Annotated in this window: 25 protein-coding genes and 1 pseudogene; 5 read left to right on the top strand and 21 right to left on the bottom strand. The window is 68.8% G+C overall.

Translation table 11 applies throughout. The features are described from left to right. The first annotated feature begins 136 nt into the window (after positions 1-136). From AB5S17_RS17860 to AB5S17_RS17850, 3 genes are all read left to right on the top strand, one after another. Positions 137-1,123 (top strand): sugar ABC transporter substrate-binding protein, encoded by a 987-nt coding sequence (locus AB5S17_RS17860; RefSeq protein ID WP_369242032.1) that lies wholly within the window; start codon positions 137-139, stop codon positions 1,121-1,123. Positions 1,124-1,284: 161 nt separating this feature from the next. Further along, positions 1,285-2,382 carry an ABC transporter permease gene (locus AB5S17_RS17855; RefSeq protein ID WP_369241858.1) on the top strand — a complete coding sequence of 366 codons (1,098 nt, stop codon included), beginning with the start codon at positions 1,285-1,287 and terminating at the stop codon, positions 2,380-2,382. Then, entirely contained in the window at positions 2,379-3,167 is a 789-nt protein-coding gene (locus AB5S17_RS17850; RefSeq protein ID WP_369241856.1) for an ATP-binding cassette domain-containing protein, read from the top strand. Before AB5S17_RS17855 ends, AB5S17_RS17850 begins: the two co-directional genes overlap by 4 nt. A 111-nt stretch (positions 3,168-3,278) precedes the next feature. Here AB5S17_RS17850 and AB5S17_RS17845 read toward each other — a convergent pair whose 3' ends face one another. The 6 genes from AB5S17_RS17845 to AB5S17_RS17820 all read right to left on the bottom strand — a co-directional run bounded on the left by AB5S17_RS17845 (position 3,279) and on the right by AB5S17_RS17820 (position 10,643). Continuing rightward, positions 3,279-4,835: a methyl-accepting chemotaxis protein gene (locus AB5S17_RS17845; RefSeq protein WP_369241854.1), complete on the bottom strand. Its 1,557-nt coding sequence runs from the start codon at positions 4,833-4,835 to the stop codon at positions 3,279-3,281. A gap of 198 nt (positions 4,836-5,033) precedes the next feature. Continuing rightward, on the bottom strand, positions 5,034-6,035 hold the full coding sequence (locus AB5S17_RS17840; RefSeq protein WP_369241852.1) for an ABC transporter ATP-binding protein: 1,002 nt from the start codon (positions 6,033-6,035) through the stop codon (positions 5,034-5,036). Beyond that, entirely contained in the window at positions 6,028-7,059 is a 1,032-nt protein-coding gene (locus AB5S17_RS17835; protein ID WP_369241850.1) for an ABC transporter ATP-binding protein, read from the bottom strand. Before AB5S17_RS17835 ends, AB5S17_RS17840 begins: the two co-directional genes overlap by 8 nt. 5 nt (positions 7,060-7,064) lie before the next feature. Then, positions 7,065-7,994, bottom strand: coding sequence for an ABC transporter permease (locus AB5S17_RS17830; protein ID WP_369241848.1), 930 nt, complete (start codon positions 7,992-7,994; stop codon positions 7,065-7,067). Further along, positions 7,991-8,914 carry an oligopeptide ABC transporter permease OppB gene (oppB, locus tag AB5S17_RS17825; RefSeq protein ID WP_369241846.1) on the bottom strand — a complete coding sequence of 308 codons (924 nt, stop codon included), beginning with the start codon at positions 8,912-8,914 and terminating at the stop codon, positions 7,991-7,993. Before oppB ends, AB5S17_RS17830 begins: the two co-directional genes overlap by 4 nt. Before the next feature lie 142 nt (positions 8,915-9,056). Then, on the bottom strand, positions 9,057-10,643 hold the full coding sequence (locus tag AB5S17_RS17820; RefSeq protein WP_369241844.1) for a peptide ABC transporter substrate-binding protein: 1,587 nt from the start codon (positions 10,641-10,643) through the stop codon (positions 9,057-9,059). Between the two features lie 371 nt (positions 10,644-11,014). Here AB5S17_RS17820 and AB5S17_RS17815 point away from each other — a divergent pair, with 371 nt between their 5' ends. Beyond that, positions 11,015-11,746, top strand: coding sequence for a glutathione S-transferase (locus AB5S17_RS17815; protein ID WP_369241842.1), 732 nt, complete (start codon positions 11,015-11,017; stop codon positions 11,744-11,746). A gap of 97 nt (positions 11,747-11,843) precedes the next feature. Here AB5S17_RS17815 and AB5S17_RS17810 read toward each other — a convergent pair whose 3' ends face one another. From AB5S17_RS17810 to AB5S17_RS17795, 4 genes and pseudogenes are all read right to left on the bottom strand, one after another. Next, positions 11,844-12,671 carry a lytic transglycosylase domain-containing protein gene (locus AB5S17_RS17810; protein WP_369241840.1) on the bottom strand — a complete coding sequence of 276 codons (828 nt, stop codon included), beginning with the start codon at positions 12,669-12,671 and terminating at the stop codon, positions 11,844-11,846. Positions 12,672-12,882: 211 nt separating this feature from the next. Then, complete coding sequence (locus AB5S17_RS17805) at positions 12,883-13,233, bottom strand: lipid-A-disaccharide synthase N-terminal domain-containing protein (RefSeq protein WP_369241838.1); 351 nt, start codon at positions 13,231-13,233, stop codon at positions 12,883-12,885. Then, a complete protein-coding gene (locus AB5S17_RS17800) occupies positions 13,230-13,946 on the bottom strand; it encodes a glycosyltransferase family 2 protein (RefSeq protein WP_369242030.1) in 717 nt (238 codons plus the stop codon). Before AB5S17_RS17800 ends, AB5S17_RS17805 begins: the two co-directional genes overlap by 4 nt. Before the next feature lie 267 nt (positions 13,947-14,213). Next, positions 14,214-14,885: pseudogene (locus tag AB5S17_RS17795) on the bottom strand (phosphatase PAP2 family protein); the annotation flags it as partial. A 188-nt stretch (positions 14,886-15,073) separates the two neighbouring features. On the opposite strand from AB5S17_RS17795, the gene AB5S17_RS17790 reads away from it, so the two are divergent. Further along, positions 15,074-16,528 carry an ArnT family glycosyltransferase gene (locus tag AB5S17_RS17790; RefSeq protein WP_369241836.1) on the top strand — a complete coding sequence of 485 codons (1,455 nt, stop codon included), beginning with the start codon at positions 15,074-15,076 and terminating at the stop codon, positions 16,526-16,528. Between the two features lie 284 nt (positions 16,529-16,812). Here the strand turns inward: AB5S17_RS17790 and AB5S17_RS17785 are convergent, their stop codons facing one another. The 11 genes from AB5S17_RS17785 to minC all read right to left on the bottom strand — a co-directional run bounded on the left by AB5S17_RS17785 (position 16,813) and on the right by minC (position 25,555). Next, positions 16,813-17,202 carry a septal ring lytic transglycosylase RlpA family protein gene (locus AB5S17_RS17785; RefSeq protein WP_369241834.1) on the bottom strand — a complete coding sequence of 130 codons (390 nt, stop codon included), beginning with the start codon at positions 17,200-17,202 and terminating at the stop codon, positions 16,813-16,815. A 276-nt stretch (positions 17,203-17,478) separates the two neighbouring features. After that, the gene (locus AB5S17_RS17780; protein WP_369241832.1) at positions 17,479-18,936 is read right to left on the bottom strand and encodes an alkaline phosphatase D family protein; all 1,458 of its coding nucleotides are present in this window, start codon (positions 18,934-18,936) and stop codon (positions 17,479-17,481) included. A gap of 146 nt (positions 18,937-19,082) precedes the next feature. Then, the gene (locus tag AB5S17_RS17775; protein WP_369241830.1) at positions 19,083-19,976 is read right to left on the bottom strand and encodes a cell wall hydrolase; all 894 of its coding nucleotides are present in this window, start codon (positions 19,974-19,976) and stop codon (positions 19,083-19,085) included. A 170-nt stretch (positions 19,977-20,146) separates the two neighbouring features. Continuing rightward, a complete protein-coding gene (locus AB5S17_RS17770; protein WP_369241828.1) occupies positions 20,147-20,926 on the bottom strand; it encodes a succinate dehydrogenase iron-sulfur subunit in 780 nt (259 codons plus the stop codon). A 154-nt stretch (positions 20,927-21,080) separates the two neighbouring features. After that, positions 21,081-21,860, bottom strand: coding sequence for a phosphatase domain-containing protein (locus AB5S17_RS17765; protein WP_369241826.1), 780 nt, complete (start codon positions 21,858-21,860; stop codon positions 21,081-21,083). Beyond that, entirely contained in the window at positions 21,836-22,195 is a 360-nt protein-coding gene (locus tag AB5S17_RS17760) for a hypothetical protein (protein WP_369241824.1), read from the bottom strand. Before AB5S17_RS17760 ends, AB5S17_RS17765 begins: the two co-directional genes overlap by 25 nt. 89 nt (positions 22,196-22,284) lie before the next feature. Beyond that, positions 22,285-23,172 (bottom strand): hypothetical protein, encoded by an 888-nt coding sequence (locus AB5S17_RS17755; protein WP_369241822.1) that lies wholly within the window; start codon positions 23,170-23,172, stop codon positions 22,285-22,287. A gap of 280 nt (positions 23,173-23,452) precedes the next feature. Next, positions 23,453-23,602 (bottom strand): hypothetical protein, encoded by a 150-nt coding sequence (locus AB5S17_RS17750; protein WP_369241820.1) that lies wholly within the window; start codon positions 23,600-23,602, stop codon positions 23,453-23,455. A gap of 61 nt (positions 23,603-23,663) precedes the next feature. After that, positions 23,664-23,927 carry a cell division topological specificity factor MinE gene (gene minE / locus AB5S17_RS17745; protein ID WP_369241818.1) on the bottom strand — a complete coding sequence of 88 codons (264 nt, stop codon included), beginning with the start codon at positions 23,925-23,927 and terminating at the stop codon, positions 23,664-23,666. After that, positions 23,924-24,739: a septum site-determining protein MinD gene (minD, locus tag AB5S17_RS17740; RefSeq protein ID WP_369241816.1), complete on the bottom strand. Its 816-nt coding sequence runs from the start codon at positions 24,737-24,739 to the stop codon at positions 23,924-23,926. The genes minE and minD overlap by 4 nt, the downstream gene beginning before the upstream one ends. 36 nt (positions 24,740-24,775) lie before the next feature. After that, a complete protein-coding gene (gene minC / locus AB5S17_RS17735) occupies positions 24,776-25,555 on the bottom strand; it encodes a septum site-determining protein MinC (RefSeq protein ID WP_369241814.1) in 780 nt (259 codons plus the stop codon). Positions 25,556-25,608 lie beyond the last annotated feature (53 nt).

Below are 25,608 nucleotides of genomic sequence, written 5' to 3'. Positions count from 1 at the left end.
CGATCGGCTTCGTCGGGACGGTGTGGAGGCCGCCCCACCCGCAGCGGCGGCACGCCTGTGCGCCGGCGGGAGAACAGTTCTGGGAGGACTACACGTGACATTCCGTACGCTGCTCGCATCCTCGGCGCTGGCCGCCATGACCGCCTTTGCCGCGCCCGCTTTCGCCCAGTCCGGCGGCGACACCGTCTGCCTGATCACCAAGACCGACACCAACCCGTTCTTCGTCAAGATGAAGGAGGGCGCGGAGGCCAAGGCGAAGGAACTCGGCATCAACCTGCAGTCCTATGCCGGGCGCATCGACGGCGATGTCGAGAGCCAGGTCGCGGCGATCGAGAGCTGCATCGCCGGCCGGGCGAAGGGCATCCTGATCACGCCTGTCGACACCAAGGGCGAGGTCCCGATCATCAAGAAGGCGCGCGACGCCGGCCTCCTGGTGATCGCGCTCGACACCGCCTTCGATCCGATCGACACGGCCGACGCCACCTTCGCCACCGACAATTTCGAGGCCGGCAAGCTGATCGGCCAGTGGGCCAAGGGCACGCTCGGCGACAAGGCGAAGGACGCCCATATCGCCTTCCTCGACCTGATCCCGGCGCAGCCCTCGGTCGACGTCATGCGCGACCAGGGCTTCATGCAGGGCTTCGGCATCGACGTGAAGAACAAGAACGTCATCGGCGACGAGAACGACCCGCGCATCTCCGGCCACGACATCACCAACGGCAACGAGGAAGGCGGCCGGCAGGCGATGGAGAACCTTCTGCAGAAGGATCCGAACATCAACGTCGTCTACACGATCAACGAGCCGGCGGCGGCCGGCGCCTACCAGACGCTGAAGTCGCTCGGCAAGGACTCCGACACGCTGCTGGTCTCGATCGACGGCGGCTGCCCGGGCGTCCAGAACGTCAAGGAAGGCATCATCGGCGCGACCTCGATGCAGTATCCGCTGAAGATGGCGGCGCTCGGCGTCGAGGCGATCGCCCACTACGTCAAGACCGGCGAAAAGCCGAAGAAGACCGAAGGCCTCGACTTCACCAACACCGGCGTCGATCTCATCACCGATAAGCCGGTGGACGGCGTGCCGTCGAAGGACACGGCCTACGGCGCCAAGGCCTGCTGGGGCTGATCGACAGACAGCACCGGCAGAGAGGCGGCGGAGGCCGCCCGGCCGGGACGCGTGAGGGCGGCCGGCACGATTGATGCGCGGCCGCCGCAGGCGACGGACGGAGTTTCGCCCGTCGCTCCAGTGTATCTGAATGCCATGGCCGCCTCGGGAGGAGGAAGACGATGAGCCAGCCGACGGAAACGGCACCCCCGGCCCGGTCGCGCCGGACGGGCGAGGACTTCGAGGCGGACCTGTCGAAGAGCGACGCGAGCGTCGCGAGCTTCACCGGCCATCGCAGCGCGCTCGGCGGGCTGCAGCACGTCCTGCACGGCAATCCGACGCTGGTGCCGGTGATCGTGCTGGCCGCAGCCATCATCTTCTTCGGCGTCGTCGTCGGAAGCCGCTTCTTCAATCCGCTGACGATGACCCTGATCCTGCAGCAGGTGACGATCGTCGGCATCGTCGGCATCGCCCAGACGCTGGTGATCCTCACCGCCGGCATCGACCTCTCCGTCGGCGCGATCATGGTCCTGTCCTCGGTGATCATGGGCCAGCTGGCGATCACCCACGGCCTGCCCGGGCCGCTGGCGCTGGTCATCGGCCTGTGCGTCGGCATGCTGTGCGGCCTGATCAACGGCGCCCTCGTCGCGCTCGTCCGCCTGCCGCCCTTCATCGTGACCCTCGGCACCTGGTTCGTCTTCGAGGCGGCGAACTTCATCTATTCCGCCAACGAGACGATCCGGGCGCAGGACGTCTCGTCCGGCGCGCCGATCCTACAGTTCCTCGGCACCACCTTCCGCTTCGGCGGCGCGATCTTCACCTATGGCGCGGTGTTCATGGTGCTGCTCGTGGCCGTGTTCTGGTACATCCTCGCCAACACCGCCTGGGGTCGCCACGTCTACGCCGTCGGCGACGACCAGGACGCCGCACGGCTCTCGGGCATCAGCCTCTCCGGCACGCTGATCTCGGTCTACGTCGCCGCCGGCTTCGTCTGCGCGCTCGCCGGCTGGGCGATCATCGGCAGGCTCGGCTCGATCTCCCCCACCTCCGGCTACGAGGCCAACATCCAGGCGATCACCGCGGTGGTCATCGGCGGCACCTCGCTGTTCGGCGGCCGCGGCTCGGTGGTCGGAACGCTGGTCGGCGCCCTGATCGTCGGCGTCTTCGCCATGGGCCTCAGGATCTGGGGCACCGACCCGCAGTGGACGCGGCTCACCGTCGGCGCCCTCATCATCGCGGCCGTCGCGGCCGACCAGTGGATCCGAAAGGTCTCGGCATGAGCCCCGTGTCCGGCAAGCAACCGATCCTGTCCGCCCGCAACCTCGTCAAGCGCTACGGCCGGGTCGTCGCGATGGACCATTGCGACTTCGACCTCTATCCCGGCGAGATCCTGGCGGTGATCGGCGACAACGGCGCCGGCAAGTCGACCATGATCAAGGCGCTGACCGGCGCGGTGCGCCCCGACTCCGGCTCGATCACCCTCGACGGCGCCCCGGTCGCCTTCGAGCATCCGCTGGCGGCGCGGGATGCCGGCATCGAGACCGTCTACCAGCAGCTGGCGCTCTCCCCGGCCCTGTCGATCGCCGACAACATGTTCCTCGGCCGCGAGATCCGCCGCTCGGGCTTCGCCGGCAAGTATCTGCGCATGCTGGACAAGCCGGCGATGCGCAAGATGGCCCGCGAGAAGCTGTCCGACCTCGGCCTGATGACCATCCAGAACATCGACCAGGCGGTGGAGACGCTGTCGGGCGGCCAGCGCCAGGGCGTCGCGGTGGCACGGGCCGCCGCCTTCGGCTCCAAGGTGCTGATGCTCGACGAGCCGACAGCCGCGCTCGGCGTGAAGGAGTCGCGCAAGGTGCTGGACCTCATCCTCGAGGTCCGCTCGCGCGGCCTGCCGATCGTGCTGATCTCGCACAACATGCCGCATGTCTTCGAGGTCGCCGACCGGATCCACATCCACCGGCTCGGCCGGCGGCTCTGCGTCATCGACCCGAAGACCGCGACGATGAACGACGCGGTCGCGCTGATGACCGGCGCCAAGGCACCGGAGCAGATGGCGGCCTGACCGGCGCCCCAAGCGCAGGTTCTGAGCGGGCCGCGGCCCCGAAGCCGCGGACTCATCGCGGGCCGGAAAGTCGCAGCATCCCTTTGTGGCTGCGACTGCGGCTCGCGCGCTTTACGCCGCGATCATGCCGTTGCGGCGAAGTCCCGCCTGCAGGGCCGCCGCACGCTGGCGCGCCGGGCCTTGCGATGCCGTGCCCTGTGCCGCCGAAGCGGCGGTGCGGATCGCCGCCATCGCCTGCAGGAGCTCGGCCGCCGCGTCCTTGAGGCCGGCGGAGACGGCCGCGGCCTCTTCCACCATGGCGGCGTTCTGCTGCGTCGTCTGGTCCATCTGGCCGATCGCCGTCGAGACCTCGGCGATGGCGCTCGCCTGCTGCGTCGCGGTCGCGGCGATCTCGGAGACGCTGGCGGTGATCTCGCCCGAGCGCGAGACGATCTTCTCCAGCGCGGTGCCGGTGCCGGCGACGAGTTCCACGCCGGTCTCGATCTCTTCCGAGCTCTGCGTGATCAGCTGCTTGATCTCCTTGGCGGCTTCCGCCGAGCGTTGGGCAAGGCCGCGAACCTCCTGCGCCACCACGGCGAAGCCCTTGCCCGCCTCGCCGGCGCGGGCGGCCTCGACGCCGGCGTTCAGCGCGAGCAGGTTGGTCTGGAAGGCGATCTCGTCGATGACGCCGATGATCATGCCGATCTTGTTCGACGACTGCTCGATCCGGCCCATGGCCTCGATCGCCTGCTTGACGATCGCCTCCACGGCCTGAGCTTCGCGCATCGAGCCCGCCACCGTCTCGGATGCCTGGGTGGCGCGCCGCGAGGCGGTCTGGACCGTGGCGGAAAGCTCCTGCAGCGCCGCCGTCGTCTGTTCGAGGCTGGCCGCCTGCTGTTCGGTGCGCCGCGCGAGGTCGTCGGCGGCGACCGAGATCTCGCCGGCCCCGTTGCCGACCGTCTCGGCCGAGCCGCGCGCCTGGCCGACCATCTCGCCGAAGGCGGAGACGGCCTTGTTGAAATTGTCCTTCAGGGTCTGGAATTCCGGCGGGAAGTCCGCGGTGATCGGCTGCGAGAGGTCGCCCTTGGCGAGCCGCTCCAGCGCAGCGCCGACCTCGCCCATGACGCCCTTGCGCACCGCCTCGGCCCGCTCCTTCTCTGCCTCGAGGCTTTTCTGGGCGGCCTCGCGGGTCAGGATGTCGAGGTAGTTCGAGATCGACAGCTCCATGTCGATCAGGCCGACGCGGACAAGGGCCTCCAGCGAGGCCGCGATGTCCTCCGCCTTGCCCTTGCCGAACAGGCCCTTCGGCCAGAGCGCCACCGTCGCCTTGTGGACCAGCGCGCCGAGCAGCGCGCCATAGCCGGCGACGAAGAACTTCGGCTCCAGCCCGATCCGGGCATGCGCCGCGCCGATCCGGCGCGTGCGCTCGGCATGGGCCGCATCGACCGCGCCGCGGGCCAGCGCCTGCCAATGCGCCCGCTGCTTGCCGTGCGCCATCTTTAGATGCTGCTCGTCGGCAAAGAAGCTCTTCATCTGCGGATGAGCCCGAATCACCGCGTAGAAGTCGTCGAGGGCGCCGTCGAGCGAGGCTTCGACCACAGGCGTGATTCGGGCCAGGGCCGCGGCTTCGGCGGCGCCGATCTGCCCGATGGCGACGGGCGTGCTGTCGGCGGAGTGGGTGGCGGCCATGGCGTTCCTCGGCAGGTCGGTGTCACGGAGCGCGCGGTGGAACCATGACCAATCAGAATGAGCGGGTTGCGGCCGCCATTCATGCCTTTCGAGGATTACCAATGAGTTGATCTTGTCTAAATTATTTCTCACGCAGGTTGCAAGGCCGCCTGACCTTAACGTTTGAAGATCATACGGGAGGCGGACGCTTCCCGCGCCTCATGGCTCGCCGGTCCGCACGACGTCCTCGGCGAACAGGCAGGCGGCGCGGTGCCCTTCGCCGACCGGGATCAGCGGCGGCGGCTCGCTGGCGCAGACGTCCTGGGCGATCGGGCAGCGGGTGCGGAAGGCGCAGCCGGAGGGCGGGTTGATCGGCGACGGCGGATCGCCCTCGAGCACCGTGCGCTCGCGCGTCCGAGCGACTTCCGGATCGGGAATCGGCGCGGCGGAGAGCAGCGCCTTCGTATAGGGATGGCCGGGGCGCCGGAAGACGTCGCGGCGCGGCCCGATCTCGACGACCCGGCCGAGATAGAGGACGAGGATCCGGTCGGAGACGAGGCGCACGACGGAGAGATCGTGGCTGATGAAGATCAGCGTCAGCCCCATCCGCTCCTTCAGCGCCTTCAGGAGGTTGACGATCTGCGCCTGGATCGAGACGTCGAGCGCGGAGACCGGCTCGTCGCAGACGATCAGCTTCGGCTCGGTCACGATCGCCCGGGCGATGCCGATGCGCTGGGCCTGGCCGCCGGAGAATTCGTGCGGGTAGCGGTTCGCCATCTCCGGGGCGAGACCGACCTCCTCCATCACCTTCTCGACCCGTTCGCGCCGCGCCGCCCGGCCGAGCGAGGGCTCGGCGACCTTCAGCGGCTCGGCGATGATCTGGCCGACCGTCATGCGCGGGTCGAGCGAGGCGATCGGGTCTTGGAAGATGATCGAGAGGTCCCGCCGCGCCTTGCGCATGTCGGCGTCGGAGAGATCGGTCAGCGAGCGCCCCTGCCAGACGATCTTGCCGTCCGTCGGCTCGATCAGCCGCAGGATGGAACGGCCGAGGGTCGACTTGCCGCAGCCGGATTCCCCGACGATGCCGAGCGTCTCGCCCGCCTCCAGCGTGAAGGAGACGTCGTTGACGGCGGTCAGATGCACCGGCCGCGCGAAGGGCGTCTTGCCGCGCAGCGAGAAGACGGTCGACAGATGCTCGACCTTCAGAAGCGGCTCAGCCATGGGCGGCCTCCTTCGCAGCGTCCGCCCGCGTCCCGGCCTTCGCGTCGGCGAAGGGGAACCAGCAGGCCGCGAGCCGGCCGGGCGCGACCTCGCCGAGCGGCGGGCGCTCGCGCCGGCACTTGTCCTCGGCAAAGCGGCAGCGCGGGTGGAACGGGCAGCCGGACGGCGGGTGGATGAGGTTGGGCGGGCGACCCGGAATCGGCTCCACCGCCTCGACCTCGCGGTCAGGCCGCGGGATCGAGCGGATCAGCGCGGCGGTATAGGGCATCGCCGGCCGCGCGAAGAGCGCCTCCACCGGCGCCTCCTCGACCACCCGGCCCGCATACATGACGACCACCCGGTCGGCGATGCCGGCGACGACGCCGAGATCATGGGTGATCATCACCAGCGCCGTGCCGAGATCCGCCGTCAGTTCGCGGAAGAGGTCGAGGATCTGCGCCTGGATGGTGACGTCCAGCGCGGTCGTCGGCTCGTCGGCGACGATCAGCTTCGGCCGGCATAGCAGCGCCATAGCGATGACGACGCGCTGGCGCATGCCGCCGGAGAGCTCGTGCGGATACTGCTCGATGCGCCGCTCGGCCTCGGGGATGCCGACCGCCTTCAGCATCTTCAGCGCCTCGGCCTCCGCGTCGCGGCGCTTCATGCCGCGATGGATGGTCAGCGTCTCGGACAGCTGCCGCTTGATCTTCATCGCCGGGTTGAGCGCGGTCATCGGGTCCTGGAAGACCATGGCCATGTCGGCGCCGCGCACGGCGTCGAGCTGGCGCGGCGACATCGCCAGGAGATCGCGGCCCTCGAACAGCGCCTGGCCGGACGTCTTCGCATTGCCGGCGAGGAGGCCGAAGACGCCGTTGAAGGTCTGGCTCTTGCCGGAGCCGGATTCGCCGACGACGGCCAGCGTCTCCCCCGGCCGCACGGCGACGTCGAGGCCGTTGACGGCCTGCACCGCGCCGTCCGGGGTGGCGAAGGCGATGCGGTAGTCGGCGAGCTGGAGGAGCGGCTGCGTGTCTTGCGTGTCGGACATGGCCATCACCGGTCCTTCGGGTCGAAGGCGTCGCGCAGGCCGTCGCCGACGAAGGCGAAGGACAGGAGCAGCGTGACGAGGATTGCGCCGGGGAAGAGCAGCAGCCAGTCAGACGCGCCGATCGCCTTGGTGCCCTCGGAGATCAGCGTGCCGAGCGAGGTCAGCGGCTCCTGCACGCCGAAGCCGAGATAGGACAGGAAGCTCTCGGTGATGACGATCTCCGGGATGGTCAGCGTCGCATAGATCACCACCGGGCCGACCAGGTTCGGCACGATGTGCCTGAGGATGATCGGGAAGCTGGAGACGCCGGCGGCGCGCGCGGCTTCCACGAACTCCTTCTCCTTCAGGGACAGCGTCTGGCCGCGCACGATGCGCGCCATGGTCAGCCATTCGAGGAGCCCGATCGCGGCGAAGAGCAGGAAGACGTCGCGGCCGAACATCACCATCAGAAGGATGACGAACAGGATGTAGGGCAGCGCGTACATCACATCGACGAAGCGCATCATCGCGGAATCGACGACGCCGCCGGCAAAGCCCGAAACCGCGCCGTAGAGAACGCCGACGCAGACCGAGACCGTCGTCGCGATGATCGCGACGAGCAGCGAGACGCGCGTGCCGTAGAAGCAGCGCGCGAGGAGGTCGCGGCCGTTCTGGTCGGTGCCGAAATAGTGGCCGGAGGCAAGCGAGGGCGGCGCGGTGAAGGCCGACCAGTCCGGCGTCTCGTAGTCGAAGGGGATGAGGTACGGCCCGAAGATCGCGGCCAGCACGATGAAGACGAGGACGACGAGCGCCGCCATCGCGGCCTTGTTGGAGCGGAAGCGGCGGATCGCGTCGCGGGTCAGCGAGCGCGGCTTGCCACGCGGCAGGCCGGCCTCCTCCTCGCGGTCGATGAAGGCGTCTTCGAGCGCCTGTCGCTTGTCGGCGTATAGGGTCATCGGCGCCGCACCTTCGGGTCGAGCCAGGCATAGGCGAGATCGACGATCAGGTTCAGGAGCACGATCAGCGCCATGTAGAAGATCACCGTGCCGAGCACCATGCCGTAGTCCCGGTTGAGGGCGGCGTTGACGAAGTAGCGGCCGATGCCGGGGATCCCGAAGATCTGCTCCACCACGATCGAGCCGGTGAGGAGATAGCCGGCGGCGGGTCCGAGATAGGACACGACCGGGGTCAGCGCCGGGCGCAGCGCGTGGCCGAGGATGACGCGCCGCCCGCCGATGCCCTTGGCGCGCGCCGTCTTGATGAAGTTGGCGTTCAACGTCTCGATCAGCGAGCCGCGCATCAGCCGCGAGATGCGCGCGATGTGCGGCAGGGCGAGCACGATCACCGGCATCAGCAGGAAGCGGATCGAGCCGTCGCCCCAGCCCCCGACCGGCAGCCAGGCGAGATGGACGCCGAAGACCAGCTGCAGGATCGGCGCGACGAGGAAGTTCGGCACCACCAGCCCGGCCATCGCGACGGCGGCGATCAGGTAGTCCATCGAGCGGTTCTGGTAGAGCGCGCCGTAGATGCCGGCGGCGGTGCCGAGGACGACGGCGACCAGGAACGCCGAGCCGCCGAGGATCAGCGTATAGGGCAGGCCGATGGCGATCTGCTGGCCGACGGTGAAGTCCTTGGTCACGAAGGACGGCCCGAGGTCGAGATGGATCAGCCGGCCGAGATAGCGCAGGTACTGCACCACCAGCGGATCGTTGAGATGGTAGTAGGCGCGCAGGTTCGCCATCACCTCGGGCGGCAATGCGCGTTCCTGATCGAACGGGCCGCCGGGAGCGAGCCGCAGGATGAAGAAGCAGGCGGTGATCGCGATCAGGATGACCGGGATCGTCGAGGCCAGCCGCTTCAGGACGAAGATCAGCATGTCAGGTCGGCTTCTGTTGATGCCCGGGGCTCGTTTTGTGGCCCCGTTGCAATGCGGATGCGTCTGCGGGCGGCCAAGCGCCCCGCCCGCAGACGGTCCCGGTGCGCGGCGAAAAGAGCGATGCTCCCCGCCGCCGGATGGATCAGTCCGACAGCGACATGTAGCGCGTGCGGTGCTTGTCGAAGACGTTGTCGACGAAGCCGTGCAGCTTCGGCGAGACGACGTCCGAGGTGAGGTAGTAGTAGATCGGCAGGGCCGCGTCGTCCTCGAGCGCGATGCCCTCCGCCTGCTTCAGCACATCCGCGCGCGCCTTCAGGTCGAGCATGGTCGACGCCTTGTCGAGCAGCGCGTCGTACTTCTGGTTCGACCAGCGGCCGTAGTTCATCTCGACGCCGGTCTTCAGGAGGTCGAGGAAGTTCACCGGGTCGTTGAAGTCGGCGATCCAGGCGGCGCGGGCGACCTGGAAGTCGCCTTCCCTGAGCGCCGCGTAGTGCACCTTCACCTCGGAATTCATCAGCTCGACATTGACGCCGAGCGGCTTCCACATGGCGGCGATCGCGACGGCGATGCGCTTGTGGTTGTCCGAGGTGTTGTAGCGCAGCGTGACGTTCAGCGGATGATCCGGGCCGTAGCCGGCCTCCTTCAGGAGCTTCTTCGCCTCCTCGACGCGCTGCGGATAGGGCTCCTTCGCCCAGGACAGCTCCGCGCCCTTGTCCGGATAGTTGTTCATGCCCGGCGGCACCCAGCCGAAGGCGGCCGGCTCGCCGCTGGAGAGCACCTTCGGACCGATGACCTCGCGATAGACCGCCATGGAAAGGGCCTGGCGCACCTTCGCATTGTCGAAGGGCGGCTTGGTCGTGTTGAACACGTAGTAGTAGAGGCCGGCATAGGGGGTGAAATGCCCCTGCCCCGGCATATTCTTCTGGATGTAGGCGAACTGGTCGTGCGGATAGTCGGCCATCCAGTCGATCTCGCCGGCCTGATAGCGGCGGAAGCCGGCCGAGACGTCCTCCATCGAGAGGAAGCGCACGCCGTCGATCTTCAGATCCTTGACGTCGTACCACTGGTCGTTCTTGGCGGTCAGCACATGGCTGCCCGGCACCCACTCGACCGGCTTGTACGGTCCGTCGGTGACGATGTTGTCGATCTTCACCCAGTCGTCGCCGACCTTGTCGATGAGGTGCTTCGGCAGCGGATAGGCGGTGTAGTGGGTGAGCAGGCCGAGGAAATAGGGCGTCGGGTGCTCGAGCGTGATCTTCACCGTCTTGTCGTCCGGCGCGGTGACGCCGAGCTGCGAGAAGTCCTTGATCTTGCCCTTGTTGATCGCCTCGGCATTCTTGATCGGGTACTGGATGTAGGCGTATTCGGCCGCCGTCTTCGGGTCCATCAGCCGCCGGAAGGCGTAGACGAAATCGCCCGCCGTCACCGGCACGCCGTCCGACCACTTGGCATCGTCGCGCAGGTGGAAGGTGTAGGTGAGGCCGTCGTCGGAGACGTCGTAGCTCTTGGCGATGCCGAGCACGGGCTTGGCCGCCGCGTCCTCCGTCATCAGCCCCTCGAAAATGTCGCCCTCCACCCGGTCTTCCCAGGTGCCGGACACCTTCTGCGGATCGAGCGAGGTGACGTCGCCAGCGTTGTAGACGACGAGGGTCTTGGCCTGCACGGCGCCGAGGCCGAGCAGCGTCGACAGCGCCAGCGCGCCGGTGAAGGTCTTGAACGAAAACGTCATTGTCAGGACTCCCGCGGATCAGGACGGCGCGCCGACCGGCGCAACCCAGCGTGCATGTGTCTTTAACAGCAACGCTCTGTCCAGAGGGAGGCTGATCTTTTTCCGGGCATGCCCATTCCTGCGGCGCAGCATGCCCGAACGGCATCTTACGTCAAAGTCCAAGTCGCGTCCGCGCCGACGGACCTGTAGGCCGGGCTTGGCGCCGCTTCTCTCCCAGCGGCAGATCGGGGATCGGATCCCATGTGAATAGCGGGGAAAATCTCGCTTCGCGGGCGCGGACCCGGTTCGGCGACCGCGGATCGGACGGGCGGCCCTGGATCGCGCTGCGCCGCGGCACATTCTTCCCCTTCACGAAGCCCACGGAGACACGCATGAACTACGACCTCTATTACTGGCCGATGATCCCCGGCCGCGGCGAATATCCCCGCCTGGTCCTCGAAGCGGCGGAGGCGCATTATCGCGACGTCGCCCGGCTCCCGGAAAGCGAGGGCGGCGGCATGAAGGCGATGAAGGCCTTCCTCTCCGGCGAGCGCGGCCACCTCGCCCCCTTCGCCCCGCCCTTCCTCGTCGACGGCGACATCATCGTCTCGCAGGCCGCGGAAATCGCTGCCTATGTCGGCGAGAAGCATGGGCTGGCGCCGCTGATGGAGGCCGACCGGCAGTTCGCCCGCTCGATCGCCTTCACCACCGCCGACCTCGTCAAGGAGGTGCACGACGTCCACCACCCGCTCGGCAGCGGCCTCTACTACGAAGATCAGAAGCCGGAGGCGAAGCGCTATGCGGAGGGGTTCCGCAACGAGCGCATCCCGAAATTCCTGGGCTGGTACGAGCGCCTGCTGACGAGCAATCCCGAGGAGCCGGACTTCCTGGTCGGCGACCGCCTGACCTATGCCGATCTCGGCCTGTTCCAGACCTGGCTCGGGCTCGAATACGCCTTCCCGAAGCGCATGGGGAACATCGCCGGCGACTATCCGAAGATCCGCGCGCTGGTGGAGCAGGTCTCGCGGCACGGGCCGGTCGCCGCCTATCTCGCCAGCGACCGCCGAATGGCGTTCAACGAGGACGGCATCTTCCGCCACTATCGCGAACTCGACGCGGAATAGGCGCCGAAACGACGACGCCCCGGCCAGAGGGCCGGGGCGTCGAACATCTCGAAGAGGAGGCGGGCGGCCGCCGGATATGGCCTCCGCCCCTCAGCCCTTAGTGCGCGAGCTTGCTCGCGAAGAGCGCCAGCGCCTTCTGGTAGACGCCGGCCTTGTTCCAATCCTTCAGCACCGAGAAGTTCGGCTCGCCCGGCATGTAGCCGGCGCCGGGCCGCCAGCCGTGCTGACGCAGATAGTTCGCGGTGGAAGCCAGGACGTCGGCCTTGGAATGGATCAGGTCGCGGCGGCCGTCGCCGTCGCCGTCGACGGCGAAGCGCAGGTAGTTCTTGGCCATGAACTGCGTCTGGCCGATCTCGCCGGCCCAGGCGCCTCGCATCTGGTCGGCCCGCATGTCGCCGCGGTCGACGACGGCGAGCGCCGCGAGAAGCTCCTCGGTGAAGAAGTCCGAGCGGCGGCAGTCATAGGCGAGCGTCGCCAGCGAATCGAAGGCGGGCATGTTGCCGGAATTGGCGCCGAAGCCGGTCTCCATGCCCCAGATCGCGACGAGGATCTCCTTCTGCACGCCGTAGCGCTGCTCGATCGAATCGAGCAGGCGGCGGTTCTGCGCGATGATCCGCTTGCCCTTGGTGACGAAGGAGGCCGGGGCACGCCGCGCCATGAAGGCGTCGAGCGACAGGTTCATGGAGTGCTGGTTGCGATCGAGGCTGATCACCCGGCTGGAATAGTGGGTCGGCATCAGCGCCGACTGGATCGTGCGCTGGGAAATGCCCGCGCGCGCGGCCTCCTGCGCCATCTGCTGCTTCCACTGGTCGAAGCCGGCGGCCGAGTTGCCGCATTGCGCGGCGAGCGCCGGCGCGGCCGCAAGGCCGAGTGCGAGGGCCGCCGCGGCGGCGATGCTCTTCATGAAGGTCGGTCTCGAATGCATTACGCGTTCCTTGTTCAGCCTGGTCCGCCCGGCCAGGCGGACGATCGTCTCGAAAGTTCGGGCTCGCTTCGCAGGGGCGATCTGCAGCCCCGGGCCCTATTGGCAACCATCGGACGACGGATTTCCGAATAGGACCGCCGAAATCGGCGGGTTTTTCCGGGCGGCGGGCGTCATTCGACGCCCGGGTCGCTCCCGCGCGGGCGGGAAGCCGTCACCGCTGCGCGGTCGCCGGAAGGTCCATCGCAGCGGTCGCGGCCAAATTTCGCTTCTTCTCCCCCGCGATCAGGAAGAGGTTGCGGGCGTAGATGAACAGGCCGGCCGCCTGGCCGAGGATGAAGACCGGGTCCTTGCGGTGCAGCGCATAAACCAGGAGCAGCGCGCCGCCGGCGAGCGAGAAGGTCCAGAAGGCCACCGGCACGACCGAGCGCTTGGCGCGCTCCGAGGCGATCCACTGCACCAGGAAGCGGCCGGTGAACATCGCCTGGGCGACGAAACCGAGCAGGACCCAGAGGTCCAGCCGTTCGATGAAGACATGATTGAGGAAGGTCAGAAGTGCGTTCACTGTTCGCTCTCCAGGCTGTGCTCCTCGACCCGGCCGGGGCTTCGCCGTCCCCGGCGCATGAGCCACCATACGCCGAAGAGGTCGAGCACCCCGCGCATCCCGCGATCGAGAATGCCGTAATTGGAGCGGCCGAAGCGCCGCTCGCGATCCTTCACGTCCAGATGCAGGACGTCGTATCCCTCGCGCAGGACCAGGGCCGGCAGATAGCGGTGCCAGCCGTCGAAAAAGGGCAGCGTGCGGAAGAGGTCGGTCGGCATGGCCTTCAGGCCGCAGCCGGTGTCGCGCGTCGCGTCCTTCAGGATGGCTGTGCGCAGATTGTTGGCGAAGCGCGAGGACAGCCGCTTCATCCGCGTGTCGGTGCGCCCGACGCGCTGGCCCGCGACGAGCCCGGCGCGCACGCCCGCCTTCTCCAGCACCTCCACCAGGGCCGGGATGAAGGCCGGATCGTTCTGGCCGTCGCCGTCGATGGTGATGACGACGTCGCCGTGGGCGGCCATCATGCCGCTGCGCACGGCCCGGCTCTGGCCGGCGGAGCGCTCGTGGCGGATGTGGCGGACCGGCAGTCCCTCGGCGCGCAGTTCCGCCAGAACGGCGCCGGTCGCGTCGGTCGAGCCGTCGTCGACGACCACCACCTCGAAGGTCCTCGCCGAGAGGGCCGCACCGATCTCGCGCACCAGGATGCGCAGGTTCTCCGCCTCGTTGCGCGCCGGCACGACGACGCTGAGACAGGCGAAGCGGCGGCCCGGGAGCTGCCGCTGCGAAAGCGCGTCCTCCGGCCGGTGCCGCGCATCGGCGGATGGTGCCCCGCCTAGACTGCCGTCCATGCCGGCCTCTCCTTCCGTCGGTTCGTTGTGGGCGCGCCGCTGCAGCGCCGCAGGCCCGGTCTTCTCCCGCCGCCGCCAGAGCCGCTCGCCGGCCGCGACGAAGGCGCGGTCCAGCGCCGCGCCGCGCTTGCCGAAGAACAGCGGCCGCAGCGCCATGACGACGCAGAGGACGATGACCCAGGCGAGCAGGACGTCGGACAGGAAATGCCCGCCGAAGGCGATGCGATTCGCCGAGATCGCCGCGGCGATCGCGGTCAGGCCGAGGCCGATCGGCAGCCGGTCCTGCCGCGGCACGACGAAGACCAGCGCGAGCAGCGCCGCGGCCGCCGCCCCCTCGCCCGAGACGAAGGAACAGTTGCCGGAGCAGCCGCCCTCCACCGCCCAGACCGAGGTGAAGATGTGGTCGCCGCCGAAGGCGAAGATGTCGCGCGGGCGGGCTCTTCCGAAGACGTTCTTGAAGATGCCGTTGACGAGGAGGCCGGGTCCCAGGAGATAGACGCCAAGGAGGTAGAGCGCCTGATGCGGCTTCAGGAAGGCCGGCAGGCGGCGCGCGATCAGCGGCACGGCCAGCGCGGCGAGGCTGCCCGCGACGACGGCGACCGTCAGATAGGTGCCGAAGTCGCGCACGAGGTCGAGCGTTTCGTCGTGCGCAAGCACGAACCCTTTGCCGCGCAGGTAAAATTCGCCGCTCACCGTCAGGTCGAGCCCCGGAAACAGCAGGAACACCGCGCTGATCGCCAGGAGCGATCCGACGAGGGTGCGGCCCGGCCGGCGCAGGATGGCCCGGACGATCCTCGTCGCCGACGCTCCCCCGGGGGTGGTGGTCATGTCAATGCTCATGGCGTAAGCCCATCGCGCCGCACTGTCCGCTGGCGCTCAATCCTTGCATCTCGTCGTCCGGGTCGCTTTGCCAGGGGCTGAAGAACCAGGGCGAAGGCCTCAATTTGCGGCGACTAGTCCGGGCTTATGGGCAAAAGATGACACTGGCTACAACCGAGTTCCGAAATTATCGTCCTGTGGCACAACGGCTGCAGGATCAGGATCCAGGCTGGCCGCTGCTGCTGACGGTGCTCGGCCTCCTCACCCTGGCGCGGCTGATCGCGCTCGTCGTCTCGCCGAGCGAACTCGGCTTCGATGAGGCGCAGTACTGGGCCTGGTCGCGCGAGCTCGCCTGGGGCTATTTCACCAAGCCGCCGCTGATCGGCTGGGTCATCGCCGGCGAGACCCGCGTCTGCGGGACGGGCGCGGCCTGCATCCGCGCCGCCTCGCCGCTCTTCCACTTCGGCACCGCGCTCGTCCTAGCCGCCCTGGCGCGCCGGCTCTACGGCCCGGCGACCGGCTTCTGGACCGGCATCTTCTACGCGATCATGCCGGGGATCGCCGTCTCCTCTTTCCTGATCACCACCGACGTCTTTCTGCTGTTCTTCTGGTCGGCCGCGCTGCTGGCACTGCTCGTCTATCTGGAGCGGCCGCGCCTCGGCCCCGCCCTCCTCTTCGCGCTCGCGACGGGCCTCGGGCTCTATGCCAAATATGCGATGATCTATCTGCCGGTGCTGGCGCTCGTCGCCGGGATCGGCATGCGCCGCTACCGCCCGGCGGTCTTCAACTGGCGGGCGCTGGTCGCCTTCCTGGTCATCCTGCTCCTGATTGCGCCGAACCTTCTCTGGAACGCCGAAAACGGCTTTGCGACCTTCGAGCACACCGCGCACGACAACATCGGCTGGAGCCTGTCGCGCATCAACGCCGTCGGCGGCCTGGAATTCCTCGGCGCGCAGTTCGGCGTCGCGGGTCCGGTGGTGTTCGGCGCCATGCTGAACGCCCTGTTCCTCGGCGCGCGCAGCGAGAAGCCGGGAATCGACCGGCTGCTGATGGTCCTGTCCTGGCCGATCCTCGCCGCGATCACCGTCCAGGGCTTCCTCGCCCAGGCCAACCTCAACTGGGGCGCCACCGCCTATCCCGCCGGCGTCATCCTGGCGACCACGCTGATCATCCGGCACCGCTGGGGCTTCTTCTTCTGGTGCAACCTCGTCGTCTGCGGGCTGGCCAGCCTGGTGATGATCGCCGGCACCGCCTTCTACGATCCGCGCAACGCCGCCGGTCCGGCGCATCAGATGCGCCAGCTCGCCGGCTGGGAAGAGACGGCCGACAATCTCACGGCCGTGGGTATCAGGACGCGGGCGCGCCGGGTGGTGGTGGACGGGCGCGGCCTGGCCGCCGGCATGATCTACGCGCTGCGCGACAAGCCGCTCCCCGTCCGCGCCTATCTCGGGCCGGGCGAAGCACCGCGCGACCAGTTCGAGCTTCAGGTTCCGTGGACCGACGGCGATGCGACGGCCGGCACCCTGCTCTTCGGCTTCAGCGCCGACAAGGCGCAGGCGCTCGGCGCGCACTTGGTCGCGACGATCGACGCGCCGCTCTACCTGTCGCACTCGGGAAAGATGACGGTCTACGGCTTCGGCGACGCGCAATAGGCGGGGCGTCCTGGACCGATCGGCGAGGGTCGGCGTCCCGCGAAAGCCGGTCGGCGCGCGAAGGCGACGGCGATCGCGCATGCGTCTATCCCCGGCGACGCGGAGGTCTGCCGAAGGCGAACGGGCTCGATTGTCTGGAAGAAGAATCTGCGGCTGCGGCCGCTGGAATGTCGGAAGGGAGAGCCCCGGCTCACCCTTCCCCCTCTCGTATCGTCTGCGACGCCGGCTGGGTGCCTCGCGTCTCCCCCGAACCCTTCCGGGTTCCTGCAGTCTCGTCCGATCCTTTAAAGGATGTCGAGGCGCACCTTTGCGGTGCCGGAATTGATCATGCCGATGCGCTTGGCCGCGGCCCGCGACAGGTCGATGATCCGGCCGCCGTGATAGGGCCCGCGGTCGTTGATGCGAACCACGACCGACCGGCCGTTGCGCTCGTTGGTGACCTTCACCTTGGTCCCGAAGGGCAGCGTCTTGTGCGCCGCGGTCATGGCGTTCATGTTGAAGCGTTCGCCATCCGCCGTGCGGCGGCCGTGAAAGTCTCTTCCGTAGTAGGAGGCGGAACCTACCAGCGTGTGCCTCGTTCCGGCTTCCGCTTGATGTGCGTCGACCACGACGCCGGCCGTGAGAGAACTCGCGAAGAGAGCCGCCGCGAGGGCGACGTTCGTCAGAAGTTTCATTAGGCTTCCTGTGCTGCGTTGCGTTTCAAGAGCAGCGGCTCAATCGGCGACAAGCTTGACCAAAGCGTGATGACACGCGGGCGTGAGGAAGGTTTTTCCGCGACGAGGGAACTTTTTCCAGCCTCGACCCAGCTGGCGCCGCCCGCAGGAGAAAACTTCTCTCAGGGATGGCCGGGCTGCGACGTGCGACGTCGTTTTCCCGCCGGCCGCCCGGCCCCTTGCCGCGGAGGCTTGCGGCGGTCGCGCCGGACGCCCTTCGGTCCGGAATGCCTCGGCTCAGATCGCCAGGGCCGGCGAGCGCCCCGTCTCTTCCAGCTCCCACTCGGCCGTCCAGCGTCCGGCGGTTCGCGAGAGGACGAGGTAGTTGCGCTCGTTGGTGTAGGTCCCTTTCGCCCCCGGCAACGGCAAGAGGTCGATGCTGGCGCCCGCCAGCGGACAGTCGCCGAAGCGGGCGAGAACGCTCAGCATCAGCGGATAGCCGGGCGTCTGCGGCGGATGCGCGATGCCGGAGGCGACGAGCTGGTGGATCGTCGGGCCCTTGGCTGGGCGCATCTCGCCGCGGGTCGCCAGATGGATTTCGCCGGAAACGACGGTGAGCCCCTTGGCGGAGACCGCCGCGCGGTCGGCAAGCACTTTGAGGAACCGGCGCCATTCCTTCCGGTGGGCCCGGCTCTGCCACTGATCGCGCAGATCGTCCTTGAGGCCGCCGGAGCCCGGCCTGAGGCTCAGCGCCGCCTCGGCCCAGCTGAGCCGGGGGCCGAGCGCCGGCACGCTGGACATCACGATCAGCCGGGCCTCGGGCGACACGTCGGCGACGGCCTGCTCGAACCCCGCCCAGCCAGGCCCCGCCATCACGCGGTCGGGCCGCCGCTCGCTCCTCAGATCCGGCGCGACCACGGAAAGGCCGGGATAGGACAGCGCGACGCCGAGCGAGTGCGCGCCCCGATCGAGGCAGATTGCCGGCAGGTCCGCCTCGGTCGCCGCCAACTGGAAGAGCAGGAACATCTCGCGCGAGGCCCGGAACATCGCCTGGCCGATCGGCGAATCGAGCATGCCCGGCGGATGGCTGCCCCAGCCGTCGACGATGTCGTGGTCGTCCCACATCATCACCGAGGGTACGCGCGCGGCGAGGAAGGCGTAGGGCGTCCGTGAGAAGACCGCGAGATAGTGGTCGAAATAGAAGCGGTGGAGCGCCTCGTCCGCCTCCGGCCGCAGCGCGACCGTGCCCTGCCGGTCCGGCGGCAGCTTCGCCCAAGCTTCCACATCCGGATGGCAGGAGAGCACGTCGTCGGCATAGAGCTGGTCGCCGCCCTGCAGCATCAGCGCGAAGGGATCGCCCTCATGCTCCTCGCGGAGCCGCGTCCACATCGCGTCGCGTTCCGCCGGGTCGCGCTCGAGGTCGCCATGTTCCTTGCCGTTGCAGGAGACATAGGCGATGCGCAGCGCCTCGCGATCCGGCGGCAGCACGTCGAAGGCGTCTGCGCCGACCGTGTAGCGGCCGGTCTCGCCCGGCGCGAAGGCGAAGTCGTAGCGCCAGAGGGTTGCGCCGAAGACGTCGGCGAGACGGCGTGGCTCGACCGGCGCCCCCGCCGCCGTCAGCTGCGGTGGCGGCTCGCCCGCCGGACGCACGAGAAGCGCCGCGACGGCGTTGCCTTCGCGCGTGGCGCCGCGGGCGTAGAGGATCGGGCCGAGCATCGGACGCCCGGATTCGCTGCCGCGTTCGTCCGAAGCCATGCTGATCCCCGCCCTCTTCCGAATCGTCCCCGGCGTCTCCCGCGCGCGAGCGACCGGCACCCCCGCATCGCCCGGTCGAAAATCCGGCGGTGCGGCTTCCCCCGGGAATTTGGTGCCTCAGGGAAATCGTAAAGAGGTGGCGGCGATCAATCCGCGCTGCGGGGCGCCGAATTGTCGATCGCGCCGCGCACGCCGTCCTGGACGCCGGGAAGACCAGCGGAACCGTCGCCCGATCCGGCATTCCCGGACGACGCTGTCGCGGCGACGACGCGACCGCCCTTGCCGTCTTTGGCGCCGGCGTCCGCCGTCGGTGCACGCTCGGCTGCCGCCGCCTGCCGCGGGCGGGTGATGTTCTGCCACAGCGCCAGGAACGGGCTCTTCTCCGCGGCCCTTTCCGGCCGGGCAGCGGTCAGGGCGACGGCGGCCGGAGCGGGGGCTGCGGCCTTGCCGTCGCGCATGGCGTCGATCGCCGAGCCGGCATTTCCGGCCGCCTGCGCGGCGCGCACGTCGGCCTGGCTGGAGAAGTCGAAGTCCGGGTTCATCCGGCGCGACACCTTCTCGTAGAAGGCGTTGCCGCCGGCGATCGCCGTGTAGTTCATGTTGCGATAGGGGAAATGCATGCCGGCGGTGTGGAAGTACATGGCGTCCTTCACCCCCGGATGCCGCTTGCCGGAGAGCACCTCCTCGGCGGTCCGCATGGCGAGCTCCTTGCCGGCCCCCATGTCGCGGGTCATCAGCCCCGGCGCGAACTGGCCGGGCTCCGACACGACGCTGCAGACGTCCGAGGGATACTCACCCGACTTCACCCGGTTCATCACCACCGTGCCGACGGCCAGCATGCCGTCCTCGCTCGACCGGTTCGATTCGAAATACATCGCCCGCGCCAGGCACTCCTGCGCCGGGCCGAAATCCGTCACCTTCTGGAAGGCCTCGTCGGCGCCGGGCGCACCGACGCAGCCGGCGGCCGGCAGGAGCACCAACAGGAGGGGAACGGCCGGGGATCGGCCGAGGCGGCGGGTCGAGGAGCGAAGCGTCGTCATGACGCTGTCGTGATGACGAAACATGTCGGGATGCGGGCCGAATGTGATCGACCCGTGTCGAAGCGTGCTTTCGTCTCGAGCTGTTGCGGCAGAGCCGCAGCGCGCCCGGGTCGCAGCCTATCCGGCAGCAACCCTGAAGCGCCGCGAACACGTTGCAGCGGCGGCCGCCCTCACACCCGCCGTTCGACCATCATCTTGCGGATCTCGGCGATCGCCTTGGCCGGATTCAGGCCCTTCGGGCAGGCCTGGGTGCAGTTCATGATGGTGTGGCAGCGATAGAGCTTGAACGGGTCTTCGAGATTGTCGAGTCGCTCGCCGGTCGCCTCGTCGCGGGAATCGATCAGCCAGCGATAGGCCTGCAGCAGCACCGCCGGGCCGAGATAGCGCTCGCCGTTCCACCAGTAGGACGGGCACGAGGTCTGGCAGCAGAAGCACAGGATGCACTCGTAGAGGCCGTCGAGCTTCTCGCGGTCGTCATGGCTCTGGCGCCACTCGTGCTCGGGCTCCGGCGTCTCGGTCTTCAGCCAGGGCTCGATCGAGCGCAGCTGCGCATAGGGCAGCGTCAGGTCGGGCACGAGGTCCTTGATCACCGGCATGTGCGGCAGCGGATAGACCTTCACCGCGCCCTTGATCTCGTCCATGCCCTTGGTGCAGGCGAGCGTGTTCGAGCCGTCGATGTTCATCGCGCAGGAGCCGCAGATCCCCTCGCGGCAGGAGCGGCGCAGCGTCAGGGTCGAATCGACCTTGTTCTTGATCCAGAGCAGCGCGTCCAGCACCATCGGGCCGCAATCGTCGGTGTCGACGTAATAGGTGTCGATCGCCGGGTTCTTGTCGTCGTCCGGCGACCAGCGGTAGATCTTGAATTCGCGGACGTTCTTCGCCCCGGCCGGCCTGTCCCAGGTCTTGCCCTTGGTGAGGGTGGAGTTCTTCGGGAGCGCGAGTTCGACCATGGTCAATCGTCCGGTGCCAGTTTGGAATCGGTCGCAACATACTGCGTGCGCTGCAAAACGGAAGAGACGAAGCGGGACGCGGCCGGATCGAATCGTTTGAATGTGCGGCGATATCGTCGCAGCCGGGGCCCGTCGGCCGGTAACGGCTGCGATTCTAGCGTTCCCGCAGGGCCGCCAGCACCGCTTCATAGGCCGCCGCATCGATCAGTCCTGCGGCGAGCGCCTGCGCGGCGCCGGGCGCCAGCGTTTCGGCGAGGGTCACCGGAATGCCGCGTTCCGCGAGCGCGGCGAGCGCCGCTTCCGCCTCCGCCGCGAGCAGGCCGCCCGTCACGTCGCGGATGTGGACGGCGAGGACCCGGCCCGGATGGCGCCGCTCGGCCACCTCGTAGATCACCGCGTCGCGCTGGCCGCTGTCGCCGATCATCACGAAGGGAAGTTGCGGGAAGGCCGCCATCACCCGCTCGATCCGCGCCAGCTTGTATTCCTCGTGGCCCCCCGTCAGCCATTTCGTCTCGTCGAGCCCGAAGTCCTTCAGGAGGATGGGCCCGAGCGGAATGTCGTGCAGCACCATGAACCGCTCGAACAGGTCGAAGAGGTTCCAGGGGCTGGACGAGACGTAGAAGACCGGGTTCGTCTCCGGGCCGCCCGCCCCGGCGGCCAGCCCGCGATAGAAGGCGGAGACGCCGGGAAAGGCGGTGCGGCTCTGGGCGGAATTGGCGACGACCGTCCGCCAGTGCTTCAGGAAGTTCGTCGCGCCGGTCTGGATGATCGTGTCGTCGATGTCGGAGATGATCCCGAAGCGCGCCAGCGGCGAGACGACGCGCGCCTGAGCCTTGGCGACCAGCGGCTGCAGCCGGTAGCCGGGCGCCGCGTCGAGCGACAGATCGACCTCGAGCCAGGGCGCCGCGCCTAGCTCCGCCGCGACGGGAAGCACGGCGTCGAAATAGCCTTCCTCGTCGGTAGAGAGGGTCCCGTGCCGGCCGCCGGTCCGCCAGGAGAGAGGCTGGCGCCGCCGACCTCGTCGGTCTCGTAGCGCTTCAGCGTCAGCCAGATGTTGCGCAGCGTCGAATCCGAATGCGGGGCGGTGACGACGCCCTGGTCCTCGAGCACCCGGCCGCGGAGCCAGACGCCGTCTGCCGCGGCGAAGCCGCGATAGGTCATGACGGTCGGCGTGCCGAGCAGGCCGGCGCGCCGCTTCACCGCAAAGCGCGTCCGGTCCCAGAGACGCTCGGCGCGGTGCACGCCGCGGCGAAGGGCCGGCACGATCATTCCACCAGTTCCCGCCGGGGCAGCACCGTCATGCGAGGCAGTCGCGGGCCGGCCGGGCCAGGCTCGGCCCGGCAGGTCCCGTCATCGTCTCATTTCGCCGGCGCATCCGGCGCAGCCGCGCCGTCATTGCCGGGCGCCGCGGGAGCCGACGGCGCCGGGGACGCCGCCGCGCCGCCGGAGCCGGCCGCGCCCTGTTCGGCCTTGACGCAGGAATCCGACGTCGAATTCAGGAAGGCGAAGATCGTCTTCTGGTCTTCCTTGCCGACCTTGTTGTCCTTGACGAGCCGCGCGGCGACCGGCGGGGCGACGGCGGCGGCGATGAGATAGTCGCGCTGCGGCGGGGTCAGCGCGGTCATCGACTGCTCGGCGAGGCACTGGCAGGCGGCCCGGTCCATATTCTTCATCTGCGTGCCGCAGATGTCGGTGATCATCCGGATCTGGTTCTCCGGCGTCAGATGCGGCAGCTCGAACTTGTCGCCGACCGCGTTGCGCGGCTGGTCGAGTTTCTGCTGGTCCGACATGTCCTGAGGCCCCGCCGATCCCGCGGGGCCGCCGGAGCGCGTCGCATCGCTCGCCTCGCCGCCGGCCGCCGCCGGCTTGCGCGGCGTCTCCGTCGCAGCCGGTTCGGTGGGGGTCGGCGCGGCCGCGGCCGGCTGTCCCTGATCCGACGAAGAGGACGACGAACCGGTGGCCGGCTGGTCCGAGCCGGCCGCGGCGGGGCTGGACGACGCTGCGCCGGACATCTCGGCCGGCCCGGCCGAACTCGCGGGACCGCCGGACCTGGTCGCGTCGCTCGCGTCCCCGTCGGCTGCCGCCGGCTGCTGCGGCGTCTCCGTCGCGGCGGGGTTCGTCGCGTTGGGCGCTCCGGCGGCCGGCTCGTCGCCGGTCGTGGACGTGCCGGACTGGGCGAAGGCCGGCCCGGCGAGGAGCGCCAGGGCGGCGGCGCCCGCCAGGGCGGCGCGTTTGAGATCGATCATGCGTTTCCTCCGAACGTATCTGTTCCGGCGCCTGTGCGGGAGCCGGCGCAACGGTGTCCCGGACCCACACCTAACGCGAAACGCTCGCCGGGGCGACCGGTTCGGCGCGGCCATCTCCTTACAAAGCGGACACGGTCCGCGACGCAGCAGGAGACGGGCGGGCGCGGACGCAGCGCGACGCGGCAGACGGTTCGGAAGCGTCGCCGGCCGGCGGAAACGAAAGAGGGCTCCGCAGCGTCGCCGCCGCGGAGCCCCGTTCATCGTCGGTGATGGTCGGTGGTCAGCGCGCGGCGCTTTCCTCGCAGACCGCCACGTGCTTCGCCAGCGCCTCGGTCGAGAGGATCGCGGCGATCGTCCTGATGTCGCGCTTCTCGAACTTCGGATGCTTCTGCAGTTCCTGCAGGCGCTCCAGGAGCGTCGCTCTGCTCATTCCGGCTCTCCTTCACATGCGGCCGGCGACGGCAGAATCGCCGGCCTCTCCGGCGGGCGCCTCAGGCGGCCCGCACACTCGCGGTCGCGGGGATCTCGATGTCGACCTCAAGGGTCGAGACCTGCTCGCCGCGATCCATCTTGACGTGGACCTTGTCCCGGTCGACCTGCACGTGCCTGGCGATGACGGCGAGGATTTCCTCGCGCAGGAGACCGACGAGATCCGAATGGCCCACCGCCGCCCGTTCGTGGGCGAGGAGCACCTGCAGTCTCTCGCGCGCCGTGGGCGCGGAGCTGCGCTTCTGAAACAGGTTGAACAAGGTCATGCCGCCTTCCGACCGAAGAGCTTGTTGAACAGGCCGCGCCGCTCGCCCGGAATGGTCATCGGGACCTGTTCGCCGGCCAGGCGCCGGGCAGCGTCCAGATAAGCCTGGGCAGGCGCGCTCTGGCCTTCGCACAGGGTGACCGGAGTGCCGAGGTTCGAGGCCCTGAGCACGTCCATCGATTCCGGAATGATGCCGATCAGCGGGATCGACAGGATCTCCAGGACGTCCTCGACCTTCAGCATGTCGCCGCGCTCGGCCCGGTTGGGGTCGTAGCGGGTGAGGAGCAGGTGCTTCTCGATCCGCTCGCCACGCTCGGCCTTCGCGGTCTTGGCGTCCAAGAGGCCGATGATGCGATCGGAATCGCGCACCGAGGAGACTTCCGGATTGGTGACGACGACGGCCGTGTCGGCATGGCGCATGGCGAGGGTGGCGCCGCGCTCGATGCCGGCCGGGCTGTCGCAGACGATCCAGTCGAAGCTCTTCCTGAGCTCGTCCATCACCTGCTCGACGCCCTCGGCCGTGAGGTTGTCCTTGTCGCGCGTCTGCGAGGCCGGCAGGAGATGCAGCGTCTCCAGCCGCTTGTCGCGGATCAGCGCCTGGGAGAGCTTGGCGTCGCCCTGGACGACGTTGATGAGGTCGTAGACCACCCGGCGCTCGGCGCCCATGACGAGGTCGAGATTGCGCAGGCCGACATCGAAGTCGACCACGACCGTCTTCTCGCCCCGCTGCGCCAGCGCGGCGCCGAGCGCTGCGGTCGAGGTGGTCTTGCCGACGCCTCCCTTGCCGGAGGTCACCACGATCACTTTTGCCATTTCGTTCTCCTGCATCCAGCCGTGCTGCTTTGCGCCTCAGGCCAGCTTTTCAGCCTTGATGGTGTCGCCTTCGAGCCAGACCTGCACGGCCTGTCCCTTGAATTTCGGATCCATGTCGTCCGGCATCTTGTAGAGGCCGTCGATCGCGAGGAGCTCGGCCTCGAGCTTGGAGCAGAAGATTCGCGCCTTGGCGTTGCCGACCGAGCCGGCCAGCGCGCGGCCGCGCAGCGTGCCGTAGATGTGGATGGAGCCGCCCGCGACGATCTCCGCGCCGGAGGCGACCGAGCCGAGCACTGTGACGTCGCCTTCCGGGAAGATGACGGACTGGCCGGAGCGCACCGGCGCGTCGATGACGATCGAGGCGACGTTGCGGGCCGTCTGCGGCTCGGCCCGCACCACCGCGTCGGCCGCCTCCTTCTTCTTTGCGGCCTTGCCGGCAGCGGGCGCCGCCGACGGCGCGGCGGGCGCGGCCTCCTCCTCCTCCGGCGGCTCGATGTCGCCGGCGGGACGGCCGCCCTTCATGGCGGGCGGCATGCCGAAGCCGAGGATCGACGGCCGCGCGCCCTCGATGCCCATGATCCGGACACTGCGCTCGCCGAGTTCGCCGAGCAGTTCCTTCAGCTGCGCCTGCGTGATGTCGAGGCCTTCGACGTCGAGGACGATCGGGCGGCCGAGGAAGAAGCCGGTGGAGCGGGAGGCGAGATCGTCGAGGCGCGCGAGCCAGTTGTCGAACGGCAGTTCCGGGGAAAGCACGATCGCCAGGAACGACCGGCCTTTGAGGCGGATGGGGCGGGTGTCGGTGAGCGTCTTGGTCATGGCCTATGTGAGCTTGGGGCTGGCAACGTCCGGTTAAGCGATGGTTAACGCCC

The organism is Jiella sp. M17.18 (assembly GCF_041027365.1).
In the GTDB taxonomy this organism is placed as follows: Bacteria; Pseudomonadota; Alphaproteobacteria; order Rhizobiales; family Rhizobiaceae; genus VKMB-3413.
Note: the sequence above shows the minus strand (reverse complement) of the source record. Positions and strands in the feature narration are given on the sequence as shown.